The following is a 15,579-nucleotide window of genomic DNA, read 5'->3' as shown; positions in this document are numbered from 1 at the left end:
ATGCCGATGCCGATCACGTTGGCGGCTTTGAAGCCGGCGCTTTCGGTGGCGCGCACGCCGCCGAGCACGGTGTTGTCGTTCATGCCGCCGATGATCAGGTTCTTCGCGCCGCTGGGCAGCTTGACCAACGCCGAGTTGGTGGCGTCCATGCTGCCGGGCACGTCGAGGGTCTTGAGCGCGGCGGTGAGGATATGGTCTTTGGGGATGCCGGCTTCTTCGAGGGATTTGATCGAACCGTCGGTGCGTTTTTTACCGGTGTCGAGTTCGTTGAAGGTGTTGATCACCGCGTAGGTATCCTTCCAGTCCCAACCGCGTTTCTTCGCCTCGGCGGCCATCGCCGCGCCTTGCTTCTGACCGACTTCGAACGCGGCCATGCCCAGGTACGGCACGTCTTCCATGAAATTGCCCTTGGCGTCGACGAAACGATCATCCACGGCCATGACTTTCAAGCCGTTGACCTTGGCCTTGGCGACAATGGCCGGGCCGAGGGACACGTCCGGCGGGCAGATCACAAAGCCCTTGGCGCCGTTGGCGGCCAGGCTGTCGATGGCCGAGAGGGTCTTCTCACCGTCGGGCACGGCGATCTTGATCACAGTGAAACCATGTTCCTTGCCGGCTTTTTCGGCGAAGGCCCATTCGGTCTGGAACCAGGGTTCTTCGGCTTGTTTGACCAGGAAGCCGATTTTTACGGGTTCGGCAACGGCCAGACTGCTGAAGCCGCTTAACGCAATGGCGGCGGCGAGTACGCGGAGTGTTTTTTTCATGAACGGCACCTCTTGTTGTTATTGGAGAGTGACAAGTTCTAGTCGTGGTACATCACCGACCGTCCGCCATCGATCATCAGGCAGGTGGCGTTGATAAAGGGCGCCTCATCGGTGGCCAGAAACAGCGCGCTCATCGCCACCTCCACAGGCTGGCCGATGCGCTTGGGCGGGTGCAGGTCGAACGCGCGCTGGCGCTCGGCGTGGGGGTCGGGGAAAGCGTTCCAGTAGTCGACGTTGAGTTGGGTTTCGATATAACCCGGGGCGATGGCATTTACGCGGATGCCCTTGGGCGCGTATTCGATGCCGAGGGCGCGGGTCAGGCCGAGCAGGCCGTGTTTGGCGACGGGGTAGGGAAAACAGCCGGGAATGATGTGGCTGGAATGGGTCGAGGCGATGTTGATGATGTTGCCGATGCCCTGCTCGATCATGTGCGGCAACACCGTGCGGCAGCCATACCAGGCGCCGTCGAGGTCGATGGCGAAGCAGCGCCGCCAGTCTTCGTCGGTCATCTGCAACGGGTCGCGGAACACGTTGACCCCGGCGCAGTTGACCAGCACATCGACACGGCCGAAACGCTCGATGGCCAGGTTGACCAGCGCCTGCCATTGCGCCTGGGACGTGATGTCGACCGGTTGCGCGTAGATCTCGGCGCCGCGTTCGCGCCAGTGGGCGGCGACTTGCTCGACCTTTTCGCCCTGGATATCGGCGATCACCAAACGTGCCTGCTGCGCCTGGAAGCAGGCCACGATCGCCTCGCCAATGCCTTGGGCCGCGCCGGTGACGATCACCACCTTGTGCTTGAGCCGCTCGCCATAAGTCGGTTCGGGCACGGCGGGGAGTGACAGAGGTTGTGCCTGCATCGCTTCACCTGTTTTATTTTTGGTAGTGAGTGCTGATGCAGCCGACTATAAACCCAGACCTTTAAATATCTCAATATATAAATTTACATCCCACATAGTGAGAAAGCATATAAAAAAACCGGCGTCGGGGCGCCGGTTTTCACCGGGTACCTGATCAGCCCTGGGCGAAATCCCGCAGCGCATCGCCCTCCATGCGGTAGCGCACCCACTCTTCCTGGGGCTGGGCGCCGATGGATTTGTAGAAGGCAATCGCCGGTTCGTTCCAATCCAGCACGCTCCATTCGAACCGACCGCAACCGTTGTCGCAGGCGATCTTCGCCAGGTGGCGCAGCAACTTCTTGCCGGCCCCGCCGCCGCGTTGCTCGGGGTTGATGTAGAGGTCTTCGAGGTACAGGCAGTTGCTGCCCAGCCAGGTGGAATAGCTGAAAAAGAACACCGCGAAGCCGATGGGCAAACCGTCGCGCAGGCAGATCAGCCCATGGGCGGTGGCGCCCTCGCTGAACAGGCTGCGCTCGATATCCACCACACTGGCGATCACTTCATGACGGGCTTTTTCAAACTCGGCCAACTCGGTGATGAAAGTCAGGATCTGCGCAGCATCGCTGGGCACGGCGGGGCGAATCTCGATGGTCATGGGCGCGCCTTGGGCAAATTCAAAGGCCACATACTAAGACGGTTTGATGACGGATTGCAGTGCAATTTCGGGATCGCCAGGCCACCTTACTCCGTTGCAGGCTAAAGCAAGCACCAGCAACCACAGAACAATCCGCCCTGACACGCATGGTAGAACGTGGCCATAACTCCAATGATTCCAAGGCGTGCTCATGAACTCCACACCTCCGGTGGGCGGAAAATTATTCGTCCTGTTTTGCCTGGCCAGCTTCCTGTTGTCCTTGTCCTACGGCTCGACGTTTCTGCTGTCGTTGCTGATTCACTCGCGCGGTGGGAATGAGCATGACGCCGGCAGTGTGATTTCCACGGCGATGCTCAGTACCTTCGTCGCGGTAGTGCTCTCCGGGCATTTGGCCGATGCATTGGGCGCGGCACGGGCGATTGCGGGAATGGGCGTGTTGCTGGTGGTGGCCTGCCTCGGTTTTGCCCTGACGCCGGGGTTTGGCCAAGGCTTGATGCTGTTCGGGCTGGCCCTCGGCTTGGGTTGGGGCGTGTTCTACACGCTGGGCCCGATCATCGTGACCTTGCTGGTCGAGCCCAGGCAGCGGGCCAAGTACTTTGCGCTGCTGTCGGGCAGCATGTTGAGCGGGATCGGTTCCGGGCCCTTGCTCGGACGAGCCACCAGTGCGCTGGACCTGCCCCTGACGACCGCCTTCTATATCGCTGGGGCAGCCAGCCTCGTTGGGGTGCTGATGTTCTGGCGACTGGGCGCACAACTCAAGCACCATGCGAATGCACCGACGTCGAGGATTTCCCTGGCTGCCAGCCGCCGGGTGCTGTCGTCCAGGGCGGCGTTCGCCATCCTCATGGTCGGCCTGGGCGGTTGCGTGTTTGGCGGGCTTTCATCGTTCCAGACCAGCTACGCGGCCGCGCATGGGTTGGATTATTCGCTGTTCTTCGCGGGGTTCCTGAGCGCCGCGATCACCAGCCGTCTGTTGATCGCCGGCTTCGTGGTCAAGCGTGATGCCTACCGGGCCGCCTGTGTGTTGTCCGGGATCATGCTCGGCTCGATTGCACTGTTTGCTTTTGGTGTGAGCGGTAACCTCAGCTACCTGCTGGCGGCTGCCACGCTGGGGGTGGGTTACGGCCTGACGTACTCGGTGATCAATGGGCTGGTCGCCCACGAAGCGCCGTCCGGCACGACGTCCCAGGCGTTGCTGCTGTTCAGCCTGGCGTATTTTGTCGGCGTCTTCGGGTTTCCCTGGCTGGCGGGCAGGATCATCGTCGACTACGGCCTGTCGACATTGATGATGGGCGTACTGGCCATCGCTGCACTGAACTGGATGATCACCGTGGCACGCCTGATAGCGCGCCAGCTCTCGGCGCACAAAACCTTACAGGTGTCCTGATACCGCTCGTCGGCATCCAGGCACGAACCCCACATGTGGGCTGACCAATAAAGGGTAAGGACATTAACCCTAATGGAGACACCCTCATGAAGCATTCCAAGTGTGCTGCCCTCGCCTTCACGGCGCTGCTGTCCGCTGCGTCGCTGAGCGCTTTGGCCGCGTCCTCGTCCACCGGCAAGACCGATCCGGTCGGCACCCCGCCGAGCCCGGCGACCCAGGAATCCCAGGACTCGATGGGCACTGGCCTCGACACCAATGGTGGCGCGATCATCGACAACGGCGCCGACCCGCGCACCCGAGGCAACGACACCCAGCGCCAGACACCCGCCGCCGTCGGTAACGGCAAGATGGGCCCGGGGGTCAATCAGCCCGGTATCAACAAGGGCGACGACTCGAACATCCCTGGCGCACCGAAACAGCCTGCGCCGTGAAGCATCGAAATAGCGGGTTAGTCGGCGCCAGCCTATGAGTCAGGGCAAGCCCTAGCGCCTATGCGGGGCTTATCCAGCGAGGAATGCGTCGACTTCCGCGGCGCCGGGAGCAGTCGCCGGCCCCCAGCGCGTCACCGCCAGGGCTGCCGCCGCATTGGCACGGCGCGCCGCATCGAGCGGTTTCAAACCGTTAGCCAAACCGGCGATGAACACGCCGGCGTGGGCGTCTCCGGCGCCATTGCTGTCGACCGCCTGCACCTTGAAGCCGGGCACAGGCTCAAGCGCATTCGCCCGCCCGACCCAGCAACCGTTCGGTCCATCGCGCACCACCCGCAGTGTGTCGGCGGGCAGATACCGGTTGAGCTTGATCAGCGCCTCGGCCATATCCGCCGCGCCGGTGAACGCCAGGGCTTCCGGGCCGTTGCTGGTCCAGATATCGATACGCGGCAGCAGCGCGCGCATCAACGCCGAGTCGGGCGCCTTGACCAGCGGGCCCGGGTCGAACACCACCGTAATCGCCCGTGGCAGCGCCAGTAGCCAGTCGATCAGCGCCTGGGCCTTGCCGTCGAGAAGCAGGCTGTAGCCACTCACGTACACGTAGTCATCGGCACGTGGCGCAACGTTGGCCAAGTCCTCGGCGCTCAGCTCGCCCTCGGCGCCCAGATGGGAGATGAAGGTGCGCTCGCTGCTGGCTTCGGTCAGCGCCACGCACAGGCCGGTGTCCTTGCCGGCGCTGGCGGGCAGCGCGATGTCGATGCCTTCGGCGTGCATCGCCGCACGGGCCAGGTCGCCGAAACGGCCGCTGCCGTGGCGCCCCAGATAGACCACCGGCAAGCCGTTGCGCCGCGCCGCCGCCATCACATTAAAACCGCCGCCGGCTTCGAAACGGGCCGATTGCGCCAGCACGTCGCCGCCGCTCGCCGGCAATTGATCGAGGGCCATGACCAGGTCGACGATGACCTGGCCGGTGTGCAGCAACCTAGGCATTGGCACGCTCGACCAATGCCGGACGCCGGTCAGCCGCGCCGCCGAGCAATGCATATATCCCGCCGGCCACCACGAAAGTCACGATCCAGCCCAGGCCGTTGTGGCCCAGCCAGGAATCGGACAACGGCCCGGCGAACCAGATGTTGTCGGCGGTGGTGCCGATGGTAGTGAAACTGAACCCCAGCCCGATCGCCACGGCCCACGCCCCCAACGCGCGCCATTCCACGCCGCCGCGATACCAGTAGGCGCTGCTTGGGCTGACGTTCAGCAGGTCGTCGGGGCTGTAGTAATGACGGTGAATCAGGTCGACCACGAAGATCCCCACCCACGCGGTGATCGGCACCGCCAGCAACGAGATGAAGGTGATGAACGGGCCGTAGAAACTGTCGGCGATCAGCATGAAGTAGATCGAACCGGCGAAGATCGCCACGATATCGACGATCACCGCGTACACGCGCTTGACCTTCAAACCGAGGGTCAAGGTAGTGAGGCCGGCCGAATACACCGACAGGTTATTCGACAGCAACAGCCCGCCAAACGCGGTGATCAGGTACGGCACGGCCATCCAGGTGGGCAGCATGTCGCGGATCGCGACGATCGGGTCGGTCGCCGCCGCCAGGTCGTTGTTGCCCACCGACAGCAGGCCGCCGAGGGTGATCAGCAGCACCAGTGGAATGCCCGCGCCAAACGCGGCAGACGCCACCAGGCGCACGGCCGTGACACTGCGGTGTTGGTAGCGCGACATGTCGGCGCCGGCGTTGGCCCAGCCGATCCCGGTGCCGGCGGCCATGGTGCCGATGCCGATGAGCATCGCGCTCAAGGGCGCCGGGGTGGCGTTGAACACCGCGCTCCAGTCGATGGTGGCGCAGAGGAAGCCGCCGACCAGGAGATTCAAGGCGCCGAACACGTAGGTCGCCCACTTCTGGATCACCAGCAAAGTCGCATGGCCCAGGCCGGAAACGGCCAGGGTCAGCAGTACGAAAATGGCGATGAACAGCAGCGTCAGCAGCGGCGCACTTTTCGCCGCGACCGGGGTGTGGAACAGCAGCGTACACAACGACAGCAGGACGAACGCAGCGGTGGTGGTGTTGACGGTCTCCCAACCGAGCCGCGACATCAGCGACACCAACGTCGGCCCGATATTGCCGCGCACGCCGAAGATGGCGCGGGACAGCGTCAGGCTCGGCGCCCGCCCGCGCCGCCCGGCGATCGAGATAATGCCCACCACCGCGAAGGAGCCGGCGGCACCGAGGATGGCGACGATGACCGCCTGCCAGATGGCCAGGCCGCGAAACGCAACCAGGGTGGCGCCCAGCGGCAACCCCAGGATGCTGATGTTCGCGGCGAACCACACCCAGAACAGTTGCAGCGGATGGCCGTGGCACTCGCCTTCGGGGACCGGTTCGATGCCGCGCGTTTCCAAGCGCCCGGCGCTTGGGCCGGAAGTGGACGTACTCATGTGCGGGTGCTCCTGGTGCCAGTATTGTTAGGGTTGTGGCAAATTCGCAAATCGCAATGTTGACTCGGTCAGTGCGCGAGCGCGCTGGCCGGTGGCGCCTGGCGCAAGCTGAGCAGGCCTTCAACCAACGGCTGCAGCGCCAGCCCGTTGACCCGCTGGACCTGTTCGATCATCGCCGCCGGCCAGCATTGCATCCCCAGGCACGCGCCCAGCATCGCGCCGAGGATCGCGGCGATGGTGTCGGTGTCGCCGCCAAGGCTGGCGGCCACGCACAAGGCCTCGAAGGCGTTCATCTCGCCCACCGCCACTTGCTGCGCGAGGGCGAACGAGACCACCACCGATTCCTGGGAAGCGACCGAGGTGCCAATCAATTCATAGAGCAGGTCGGCGAACAGCGCCTTGTCGCCACTGGCGACGCTCAAGGTCCGCGCCCAACCGATGCGCGTGGCAATACGGCCGCCGGCCACCCAGTGTCCATGGCGTTCGGCCTGCTGGGCGATCTGGCTGCCGATGTTCAGCGCTGCGCCCAGGTCCGCGCCGTTGATCCCGGCCGAGACCACTGCCGCCACTGCCGCGGCACTGGAGATGCCCAGGCTGGTGTTGTGGGTCACCTGGCACGCCTGGATCACCGCGCGGATGAACGGCGCGGGGTCGCTGACATCGGCGGCAATCCCCACCGGCGCGATACGCATCGCCGCGCCGTTGGTGGTGCCGTAGCGCCCGGACTCTTCAGGCGTATGCCCGGCGAGGATCATGTCGATGGCGCGCTTGGTCGACGGGCCCAGCAGGTCCTGGGAGCCTTTGGCGCGCATTCGCGCTTCCCAGTCGATCAGGCGTCGCGCAAGTACGCTCGGCTCGATCGTGCCCAGGCCTTCCACCAGCAACTCGCCGACGAGGATCGCCTGCTCGGTGTCATCGGTGATGGAGCCGGCGGGCATGTTCGGTGCGATGGGTTGGTCGGCGTCGGCATCTTCCAGGCCGGTGATGGCACCGAAGCGCGCCCGGACCTGCTCGCGGCTCAAAGACTGAGTGGGCATGCCCAGGGCATCGCCCAACGCCAGACCGTAGAAGGCGCCGAGGGCACGATTGTGCGCGCTCATTTCGTCGCGCCAAACTGCAAGTGCAGACGAAAATGCAGCGGGTCGAGCAGACTTTCCACGTATTCCATGAAGCGTTCGCGCCGGTCGTAAGTGGTGCGCGACGCCTTGAGAAACACCGTGCCCACCGGGCGCTCGAGCAGCTCGGCGTCTTCATCGGTCAGAGGCTCGGCGCCGATCCATTGATCGCCTTCGGCGCCGACGTAACCGTAGGCGGCCAGGGTGATGGTCAGGGAGTTGTCGATCAACCCGACCCGGGGCAAGCCTTCCAGGCCTCCGGAGGCCGGCATCAGCGAGCGCTCCAAAGACACGGCGCGGCCATCGGCGGCGCGGCGGCGACGGTCGAGGGCGATGAATTGGTCGCTGCCGAAGCGGCTGAACAGGTCCGGGCGGGTCACGGCTTCGAAGCGCAGGATGTCGGTGCTGACCAGGGCGCCGGTGTCGGCCAGGGCCTGGGCCCAGCCATTGCGTTGGTCGAGCACCATGCCGTCATAGGTGACGATGGAGCCGACGCCGCCCTGGGTGGCGATGTAGTTGCGGCGCTTGAGCTCGGCCAGGGCTTCGCGCAGCGTGCCGCGACTGACCGCAAACTCTTCGGCCAGTTGATGCTCACCCGGCAGCAGGAAACCGTCGGCCATCACCCCACCTTCGATACGGCGGATGAGTTCGTCGACGACGCGTTTTTTCTTATCGAATCGGACATGTCTAATCATGTACAAATTGATAACCGAAAGCAGCCGTTTACAGCAAGCGAATTATTTCAGGGAGAGGAAAAAACCTCCTCAGGGCTCCAGGCCAATCGGGAAGAACGTCCCGCCGCTCCACACGCCGAGCCAGTTCTGACCGTCGATCGGACGGCTCACCGCCAGCTCGACCAATTGGTAGAACACATTGCGATGCACCAGGGCTTCGAGGTTGGCGCGCACGCGCAGATAGGGCGAAGGCTCCTCGGTGTCGGGGTCGATCACCACCCGCAGCGGGTGTTCAAGATCGGCCTCGACCTGCTCGTCGACTTGCGTGGTGAAGCGCAACCGCTGGCTTTCGCCCTGCCCTTCGACTTCGAGGGTGACCGCGACAAACGGCGCATCCTCGACGGTGATGCCGACCTTTTCCACGGGGGTGACCAGAAAGTACTCATCGCCATCGCGGCGGATGATGTTGGAGAACAACTTGACCATCGGCTTGCGCCCGATCGGCGTGCCCTGGTAATACCAAGTGCCGTCGCGGGCAATGTGCATGTCGATGTTGCCGCAGAAGTCCGGGTTCCACAGATGCACCGGCGCCGGCCCCTTGCCCTTGGGCAGTTGGGCCAATAGATCATTGGCCTTGGCGGAATCGGTCATGGGCTTCTCCTCTGGCTTACTGATCGCTCATGCCCAGCAGGCCTCGGGCGTACTGCGCCAGCGGGCGGGCGATCAGATCTTGGGGCGTATTGTCGTGGAACGTCAGTAAACCGCCACGACTGCGAATCCGTGCAGTATCAATCAAATACTGGGTGCTGGTCTCGATCAACATGATCTGGATAACGCCGCTGTCCAGGCCGACACGGTCGAGGGCCTGCTGATCGGTCCACTCATCGGCGTTGCCGATGCGGTCATCCGCCTTGGCGAAGCGGCAGTACAGCAAGTAGTGAGCGCCGGCCGCACGGGCTTCGGCCATGGCTTGTTCGAGGCTTTCGGGCTGGCGGGCGCGGCGCACCATGGGGAAGTATTCGACGAAGCCGTTGAAGGCTTCTTCGGCGACCACGTTCGGGCGCGGATAGGCGCTGCCGGGCGGCACGAAGGCGCCCTGGGCGATGAAGACAAAGGAGTCCGGCTGCACGCGAATCGACGCGGAGCGCCGGGTGTCGCTGTGGTCCAGCAACCCGGCGTCGCTCATCTGATAACGGGTGCCTTCGGCCATATCGCTGACGGTCATGCAACCACTCAGCGTCAACGACGCCAGCAACAAAACCAGACTACGCATCCTAATCCTCCAGAAGCCGGTGACGGAAAACCGGCGAATGGGCATGAGATGCAGAATCCGCGCCATTTGGGGAGGGGGCTTGCTCCCGATTGCGGCGAGTCGGTCAGATTATCTGGGACTGACACATTGCAATCGGGGGCAAGCCCCCTCCCACACTGGATTGTGTGTCATCCAGGGGCAGGGTTAGCCGCCGATGATTTTCATGATGGTCGCACCACCGGAGAACGCCACTTCCTGTTTGTCGCCCAGAGCCTTGATCAGCAAGCCTTGCAAGGCCGGCAGCGCCTGGTGGCGAGGTTTATCCAGCAGGTCGCCGACATAGTGACGATTGCTCGACGACAGGCAGCCATGCAACCAACCGGTGGACGACAGCCGCAACCGTGAACAGGTGCGGCAGAACGGCACGCTTTCGTTGGCGATCACCCCAAAGAAACCCTTGCCCGGCACTTCGTAGCGCACCGCCGTGGCGTCCACGGGAGCGTTGGCTTGCAGGTATTCGTGGTGTTCGCCGATCAGGCTCAGCAGTTGCTGAAGGCTGACGAATTGCTGCAGGAAGGCATTGGAGTCCTTGGCCAGGTGGCCCATTCGCATCAGTTCGATAAAGCGCAGCTCGTAGCCCCGTTCCAGGCAATAGTCGAGCAGCGGCATCACCTGATCGAGGTTCTGGCCGCGCAACGGCACCATATTCACCTTGATCTTGATCCCGGCCGCGCGCGCCTGGTCCATGCCATCGAGCACCGTGGCCAGGTCGCCGCCACGGGCGATGCTGCGGAAGGCCTCGGCGTTCAGCGTGTCGAGGGATACGTTGATGCGCCGAATGCCGGCGTCCACCAGCAGCGGCAGTTTGCGCGCCAGCAGTTGGCCGTTGGTGGTCAGGCTGATCTCACTGAGGCCCATCCCGCCCACGGCGCCCATGAAGGCTTCCAGCTTGGGGCTGACCAACGGCTCACCACCGGTGATGCGCAGGCGCTCGATACCGGCGGCTTCGATCAGGTAAGCCACGCCACGGGCCATGGCCTCGGCCGAGAGTTCGTCCTGGGCAGCCACCAGCCGCTTGCCGTTAGGCACGCAATAGGTACACGCGTAATTGCAGGCTGAGGTCAGGCTGATCCGCAAATTGCGAAAACGCCTGCCTTGACGATCAACGATCATGGATCACTCCGGCAGAGGATAATTCAGACGCAGCAAAAGCTGACTCATAAATCAGCTTTTGGCAATAGCCTTACCTGAGTATATTCCTGGGTTACTGCACCTGGCAGCAAATCATTACGCGGCAGGTGTGCCAGCAGGTGCAGCGTCAACGGGTGGCAGCTCGCTGCTGTGCTTGCGCTTGTTGCCCATACGCACACCGATGTCCATCAGAAACTGGAAGAAACCCTCCTGATCTTCCAATACATTGCTCCAGAACGGCGAGTGGTACAGCGCCACCGCGCCATGCACCAACGCCCAGGCGGCGCAGTAGTGGAAATACGGCGGCACGTCTTCCAGCTTGCCTTCGCTGATGCGGCCCTTGATCAGCAGGGTCAGGCGTTCGAAGTTCGAGGCGCGGATCTTGTGCAACTCCTCGACCATTTCCGGCACCTGATGGCCCTTGACCACCTTCTCTTCCAGGCGGTCGAACAGGCGGTAGCGCTGCGGGTCGCGCATGCGGAACTCGAAGTAGGCCCGCGACAGGGCCTCCTTGTCCTTGTCCACATCGGCCGAATGCAGCAGCTCGTTCAGGTCGCGCTCGTAGTCGAGCATCAGGCGCAGGTAGATCTCGGCCTTGGACTTGAAGTGCTTGTAGATGGTGCCTTTGCCGATACCTACGGCATCCGCGATCATCTCGACGGTAACGCTGTCTTCACCTTGTTCGAGGAACAACTTGAGGGCGGTGTCGAGAATTTCCTGCTCGCGGCGGCGAAACTCACGGACCTTACGGGGTTCTTTTTGCATGAGGAAAAGGTCTGCAGAGGTCGGTATAGGGAGGGTTGCGCAGGGCCAAGGAGACGTGGCGATACGATTTACCCGGTACGAGGGATTATCCCGACTGAACGGTCGTTGGGCAACGCTTATGTGAACCGTTCACACACATTACTTTCAGCATACCGACGATTTCATGGCGTTCAGTCAGAAATAATACGTGACGTCTACGCCTGTACATCCGCTCAATGAGAACTCAAGCGAAGCGCGCGTATTCCAAATCTGTTTAAAAAACGACCAGACGCGACTGGACTGAATCGGATACTGATCAATACTTCAACTGTCGGCGCGACATCTCCCCCAAGTGAAGCGTCGACCTGGGTACCGACGGACTGCGTGCCCTTGTTTTACTCCTAATGGTCTTAACCCGGATTCCCCCCCCAGAACCCGGGTTTTTTTTGCCTCGGATTTGGTCGCGTCAACCCGCGACGTGCGCCAGCGGGAACAGGCGCTTGAAGTTCTCGGTGGTCTGTTCGGCAAAGCGTTCGTAGGATTCACCGCGTAGCATCGCCAGGTAATCCGCCACGTCACGCACATACTCCGGCAGGTTCGGCTTGCCGCGATGGGGAATCGGCGCCAGGTACGGCGAGTCGGTTTCCACCAGCAGCCGGTCGGCCGGCACTTGTCGCGCCACGTCACGCAGGGCGTCGGCATTGCGAAAGGTGACGATGCCCGACAGGGAAATGTAGAACCCCAGGTCGAGGGCCGCCTTGGCCATGTCCCAGTCTTCGGTGAAGCAATGCAGCACGCCGGCCTGGGGCAATGCGGCTTCGCGCAGCAGGCTCAGGGTGTCGGCGCGGGCGCCGCGGGTGTGGACGATGACCGGTTTGCCGGTCTGCTCGGCGGCGTGCAGGTGCAGGCGGAACGACGCTTGCTGCAATAGCGCGGCTTCGGGCTCGTAGTGATAGTCCAGGCCGGTTTCACCAATCGCCACCACCCGTGGGTGGTTGAGTTCGCCGAGCAACCAGTCGAGGGCCGGGGCTTCGCCGGGCTTGAGGTCCAGCGGGTGGATACCCACCGAGCAATCCACGTCCGCGTAGCAATCCGCGAGGGCTTTGACGTCGGCCGCATTGTCGGCGCTGACGCCGATGCACAGGAAGTGCCCGACCCCACGCTGGCGGGCCGCTTCCAGGGCGGCGTCGAGGGAACCGCCGTGTTGGGCGAGGTCGAGGCGATCAAGGTGGCAATGGGAATCTACGAGCATAGGAAATGACAACTTCAATCACGGGAAGGATCTGGCCGACGATACACCCGTCGGCCACGGAAATTAACGCCGGCCGAGCAAACCGACCCACTGCACCAGCAGCGCTTCGAGCAACAGCACGCGGTTGAGGTTGGCCTTGCCGAGGACCTTCTGGCGCTGGGCGAGAATCCAGTCCTGGATATTCAGCACCTTGTCCTGTGCGCTTTTCTGCGCGAGGTATTGCACGACCTTGCGCATGTCCGGCAGGCCCAGGCCATTTTCATCCTGGGTCAACTGGTAGCGCAGGATCAGGCTCGACCAGTCGCAGAACCAGTCGAACAGCAGCAGCAAGGGGATGTCCTTCCAGGCGGTTTCCGCCAACTGGGTGGCGGACAACTCCTGCTTGAGCAGCTTTTTCACCCCGTCCACCACCAGCGCGCGTTGCTCGCGCACGCCCTGGGCCTGCAGCTTCACGGCGGCCAGGGGGGAGCCGGCGGCCAGGGTCAGCAACTCGACCCGTTCGGCTTCGGAACAGTCCGGCAAAGCCTGTTCCAGCCATTGCAGGCTCATCGCCTCGCTGGGCAATGGGCACGCCTGCTGCACGCAACGGCTGCGAATGGTCGGCAACAAGCGGCTGGACTGATGGCTGACCAGCAACAGCACGGTATCGCCGGAAGGTTCTTCGAGGCTTTTGAGCAAGGCGTTGGCCGCGTTGATGTTCATCGCCTCCACCGGCTCGATCAGTACGACCTTGCGCCCGCCCATCTGCGCGGTTTGCACCACGAAGCTGACGAGGTCACGCACCTGGTCGACCTTGATCGCCTTGTCCGCTTCCTCGGGTTCCAGCAGGTAGTTGTCCGGGTGGCTGCCGGCCTTGAGCAGCAGGCAGGACTTGCACACGCCGCAGGCTTCCAGGTTGACCGGACGTTGGCACAGCAGGCTGGCCATCAGGCGTTCGGCGAGTGCGCGCTTACCGATACCCGCCGGGCCGTGCAACAAGTAGGCATGAGCGTGCTGGGCACGCCCCGCCAGTTGCTGCCAGAGACTGTCCTGCCAAGGGTAGGCTTCAGCCACGGGCGCGCTCCAGCAATGTGGGTAGCAGCGCATCGATGGCCTGCTGCACCTGGGCCAGCGGCTGGGCGGCGTCCAACAGGTAGTAACGCGCCGGCTCGGCCTTGGCCCGGGCGAGGAACGCGCTGCGCACGGCGTTGAAAAACGCCTGGCCTTCCAGTTCGAAGCGGTCCAGGCGGCCACGCGCACTGGCACGGGCCAGGCCGACTTCCACCGGCAGGTCGAACACCAGGGTCAGGTCGGGACGCAAATCGCCCTGGACGAAGGTCTCCAGGGTGGCGATGCGCGCCTGGGACAGGCCGCGGCCACCGCCTTGGTAGGCATAGGTGGAATCGGTGAAACGGTCACAAATCACCACGGCGCCGCGGGCCAGCGCCGGGCGAATCACTTCGGCCAGGTGCTGGGCGCGTGCGGCGAACACCAGCAGCAGCTCGGTGTCCGGGTTCATCTGTTCTTCACCTGGGGCCAGCAGCACTTCACGGATGCGCTCGGCCAATGGCGTACCGCCGGGCTCGCGGGTCAGCACCACCTCGACGCCCGCAGCGCGCAAACGCTCGGCCAGGTAATCGCGGTTGGTGCTTTTGCCGGCGCCTTCCGGGCCTTCCAGGGTAATAAACAAGCCAGTCACAGGCAGTCCTTAGTCAGAGTCATTGCGGGCTTTGCGGTGCGGCGGCGTCCGGCGCAGGCTCGGCGGGTGCGTCGGGGGCATCGTTCGTCGGCGCGGGGTCTTCCAACGGCTTCACCTGCGGCGCCGGGCTGGAACGGTAATCGGCGCGACGCTTGAGCTGGAACTCACGCACCGCGGCATTATGTGCATCCAGGTCGTCCGAGAAAATATGACTGCCATCACCCCGGGCAACGAAATACAGGCTGCTGCCCGGCACCGGGTTCAGCGCCGCATGAATCGCCTCGCGGCCGACCATCGCGATGGGTGTCGGCGGGAGCCCGGCAACCATGTAGGTGTTGTAGGGGTTGGCTTCCTTGAGATGGGCACGCGTCAGCTTACCGTTGTAGCGCTCGCCCAGGCCGTAGATCACCGTCGGATCGGTCTGCAGCAGCATGCCGATCTTCATGCGACGCACAAATACCCCGGCGATCTGCCCGCGCTCCTCCGGCACACCGGTCTCTTTCTCCACCAGGGAGGCCATGATCAGCGCTTGGTAGGGGTCGGTGTACGGCGCGTCGGCGGCGCGTTTGCTCCACTCCTGGGCGAGCACGTCGTCCAGGCGGTTGTAGGCTTTCTTGAGGAACTCGACATCCGTCATGCCGCGCACGAAGCGATAGGTATCGGGGAAGAACCGCCCCTCGGGGAAAACCCCTGGGTGGCCGAGCTTGTCCATCACTTCGCTGTCACTCAGGCCGGCAAGGCTCTGCACGATCTTTTCATGCTTGGCCAGCGCCGAGCGCACTTGGCGGAAATTCCAGCCCTCCACCAGGGTCAGGCTGTATTGCACCACTTCGCCACGCTGCCACAGGCCGATCAAGCCTTGGGCGGTGAGGCCGGGAGTGAGGCGGTATTCGCCGCTGTGCAATGGCTGGCCTTCGAGGTTGAAGCGCCAGTACAGACGCAACCAGAAGGCGCCGTCGAGCACACCGTCGGCTTCCAGGCGATTGAAAGTGCCGGTCGGCGTGGCTCCGGCGGGGACGTCGAGCAGTTGCTCCTCGGTCAGGTGCAAGGGCTGCTTGAGGGCTGAGTCGAGCTTCCAGGCCGAAAACCCCAACAGCAACGCCGCCGCGAACAGACCGATCAGCAGCAGTAACAACAGTTTTCGTATCAAC

At 63.4% G+C, this 15,579-nt stretch carries 17 protein-coding genes; 2 read left to right on the top strand and 15 right to left on the bottom strand.

Features of this window, described 5'->3' with window-relative positions:
* The 3 genes from INT12_RS25620 to INT12_RS25610 form a co-directional block, all read right to left on the bottom strand.
* Positions 1 to 764, bottom strand: a 764-nt coding sequence (locus INT12_RS25620) for a substrate-binding domain-containing protein (RefSeq protein ID WP_193059070.1), incomplete at its 3' end; no start/stop codon positions are given.
* 38 nt (positions 765 to 802) lie between these two features.
* Positions 803 to 1,624 carry an SDR family oxidoreductase gene (locus INT12_RS25615; protein ID WP_046489313.1) on the bottom strand — a complete coding sequence of 274 codons (822 nt, stop codon included), beginning with the start codon at positions 1,622 to 1,624 and terminating at the stop codon, positions 803 to 805.
* Positions 1,625 to 1,778: 154 nt separating this feature from the next.
* Positions 1,779 to 2,258 (bottom strand): GNAT family N-acetyltransferase, encoded by a 480-nt coding sequence (locus INT12_RS25610; protein ID WP_046489311.1) that lies wholly within the window; start codon positions 2,256 to 2,258, stop codon positions 1,779 to 1,781.
* Positions 2,259 to 2,448: 190 nt separating this feature from the next.
* Between INT12_RS25610 and INT12_RS25605 the strand changes: the two genes are divergently transcribed.
* Together INT12_RS25605 and INT12_RS25600 are read left to right on the top strand one after the other, a co-directional pair.
* A complete protein-coding gene (locus INT12_RS25605; RefSeq protein WP_046382381.1) occupies positions 2,449 to 3,645 on the top strand; it encodes an MFS transporter in 1,197 nt (398 codons plus the stop codon).
* Positions 3,646 to 3,731: 86 nt separating this feature from the next.
* Complete coding sequence (locus tag INT12_RS25600) at positions 3,732 to 4,076, top strand: hypothetical protein (protein ID WP_046382380.1); 345 nt, start codon at positions 3,732 to 3,734, stop codon at positions 4,074 to 4,076.
* A gap of 69 nt (positions 4,077 to 4,145) precedes the next feature.
* Here the strand turns inward: INT12_RS25600 and INT12_RS25595 are convergent, their stop codons facing one another.
* The 12 genes from INT12_RS25595 to mltG all read right to left on the bottom strand — a co-directional run bounded on the left by INT12_RS25595 (position 4,146) and on the right by mltG (position 15,578).
* Complete coding sequence (locus INT12_RS25595; protein WP_193039681.1) at positions 4,146 to 5,063, bottom strand: PfkB family carbohydrate kinase; 918 nt, start codon at positions 5,061 to 5,063, stop codon at positions 4,146 to 4,148.
* On the bottom strand, positions 5,056 to 6,522 hold the full coding sequence (locus INT12_RS25590; protein WP_046489304.1) for a purine-cytosine permease family protein: 1,467 nt from the start codon (positions 6,520 to 6,522) through the stop codon (positions 5,056 to 5,058). Before INT12_RS25590 ends, INT12_RS25595 begins: the two co-directional genes overlap by 8 nt.
* A gap of 68 nt (positions 6,523 to 6,590) precedes the next feature.
* Positions 6,591 to 7,622 (bottom strand): ADP-ribosylglycohydrolase family protein, encoded by a 1,032-nt coding sequence (locus INT12_RS25585; protein WP_193039680.1) that lies wholly within the window; start codon positions 7,620 to 7,622, stop codon positions 6,591 to 6,593.
* Positions 7,619 to 8,332, bottom strand: a complete 714-nt coding sequence (locus INT12_RS25580; protein ID WP_046382376.1) for a GntR family transcriptional regulator — start codon at positions 8,330 to 8,332, stop codon at positions 7,619 to 7,621. The genes INT12_RS25585 and INT12_RS25580 overlap by 4 nt, the downstream gene beginning before the upstream one ends.
* Before the next feature lie 69 nt (positions 8,333 to 8,401).
* The gene (locus INT12_RS25575; protein WP_046489303.1) at positions 8,402 to 8,962 is read right to left on the bottom strand and encodes a DUF1285 domain-containing protein; all 561 of its coding nucleotides are present in this window, start codon (positions 8,960 to 8,962) and stop codon (positions 8,402 to 8,404) included.
* A 16-nt stretch (positions 8,963 to 8,978) separates the two neighbouring features.
* Positions 8,979 to 9,584 carry a DUF4823 domain-containing protein gene (locus INT12_RS25570; protein ID WP_046382374.1) on the bottom strand — a complete coding sequence of 202 codons (606 nt, stop codon included), beginning with the start codon at positions 9,582 to 9,584 and terminating at the stop codon, positions 8,979 to 8,981.
* A 183-nt stretch (positions 9,585 to 9,767) separates the two neighbouring features.
* Positions 9,768 to 10,736, bottom strand: coding sequence for a GTP 3',8-cyclase MoaA (locus tag INT12_RS25565; protein ID WP_102618412.1), 969 nt, complete (start codon positions 10,734 to 10,736; stop codon positions 9,768 to 9,770).
* A 114-nt stretch (positions 10,737 to 10,850) separates the two neighbouring features.
* The gene (locus tag INT12_RS25560) at positions 10,851 to 11,519 is read right to left on the bottom strand and encodes a TetR/AcrR family transcriptional regulator (RefSeq protein WP_046382372.1); all 669 of its coding nucleotides are present in this window, start codon (positions 11,517 to 11,519) and stop codon (positions 10,851 to 10,853) included.
* Between the two features lie 445 nt (positions 11,520 to 11,964).
* Positions 11,965 to 12,750: a TatD family hydrolase gene (locus tag INT12_RS25555; RefSeq protein WP_102618411.1), complete on the bottom strand. Its 786-nt coding sequence runs from the start codon at positions 12,748 to 12,750 to the stop codon at positions 11,965 to 11,967.
* Between the two features lie 63 nt (positions 12,751 to 12,813).
* Complete coding sequence (locus INT12_RS25550) at positions 12,814 to 13,803, bottom strand: DNA polymerase III subunit delta' (protein WP_046489299.1); 990 nt, start codon at positions 13,801 to 13,803, stop codon at positions 12,814 to 12,816.
* Positions 13,796 to 14,428 (bottom strand): dTMP kinase, encoded by a 633-nt coding sequence (gene tmk / locus INT12_RS25545; RefSeq protein WP_046382369.1) that lies wholly within the window; start codon positions 14,426 to 14,428, stop codon positions 13,796 to 13,798. Before tmk ends, INT12_RS25550 begins: the two co-directional genes overlap by 8 nt.
* Positions 14,429 to 14,447: 19 nt before the next feature.
* On the bottom strand, positions 14,448 to 15,578 hold the full coding sequence (gene mltG, locus INT12_RS25540) for an endolytic transglycosylase MltG (protein ID WP_046382368.1): 1,131 nt from the start codon (positions 15,576 to 15,578) through the stop codon (positions 14,448 to 14,450).
* Position 15,579: the final 1 nt, after the last annotated feature.

The organism is Pseudomonas sp. K8, from assembly GCF_014889455.1.
Lineage (GTDB): Bacteria > Pseudomonadota > Gammaproteobacteria > Pseudomonadales > Pseudomonadaceae > Aquipseudomonas > Aquipseudomonas veronii.
The sequence above is the reverse complement of the archived record's forward strand: the minus strand, read 5'-3'. Positions and strand labels throughout refer to the sequence as shown.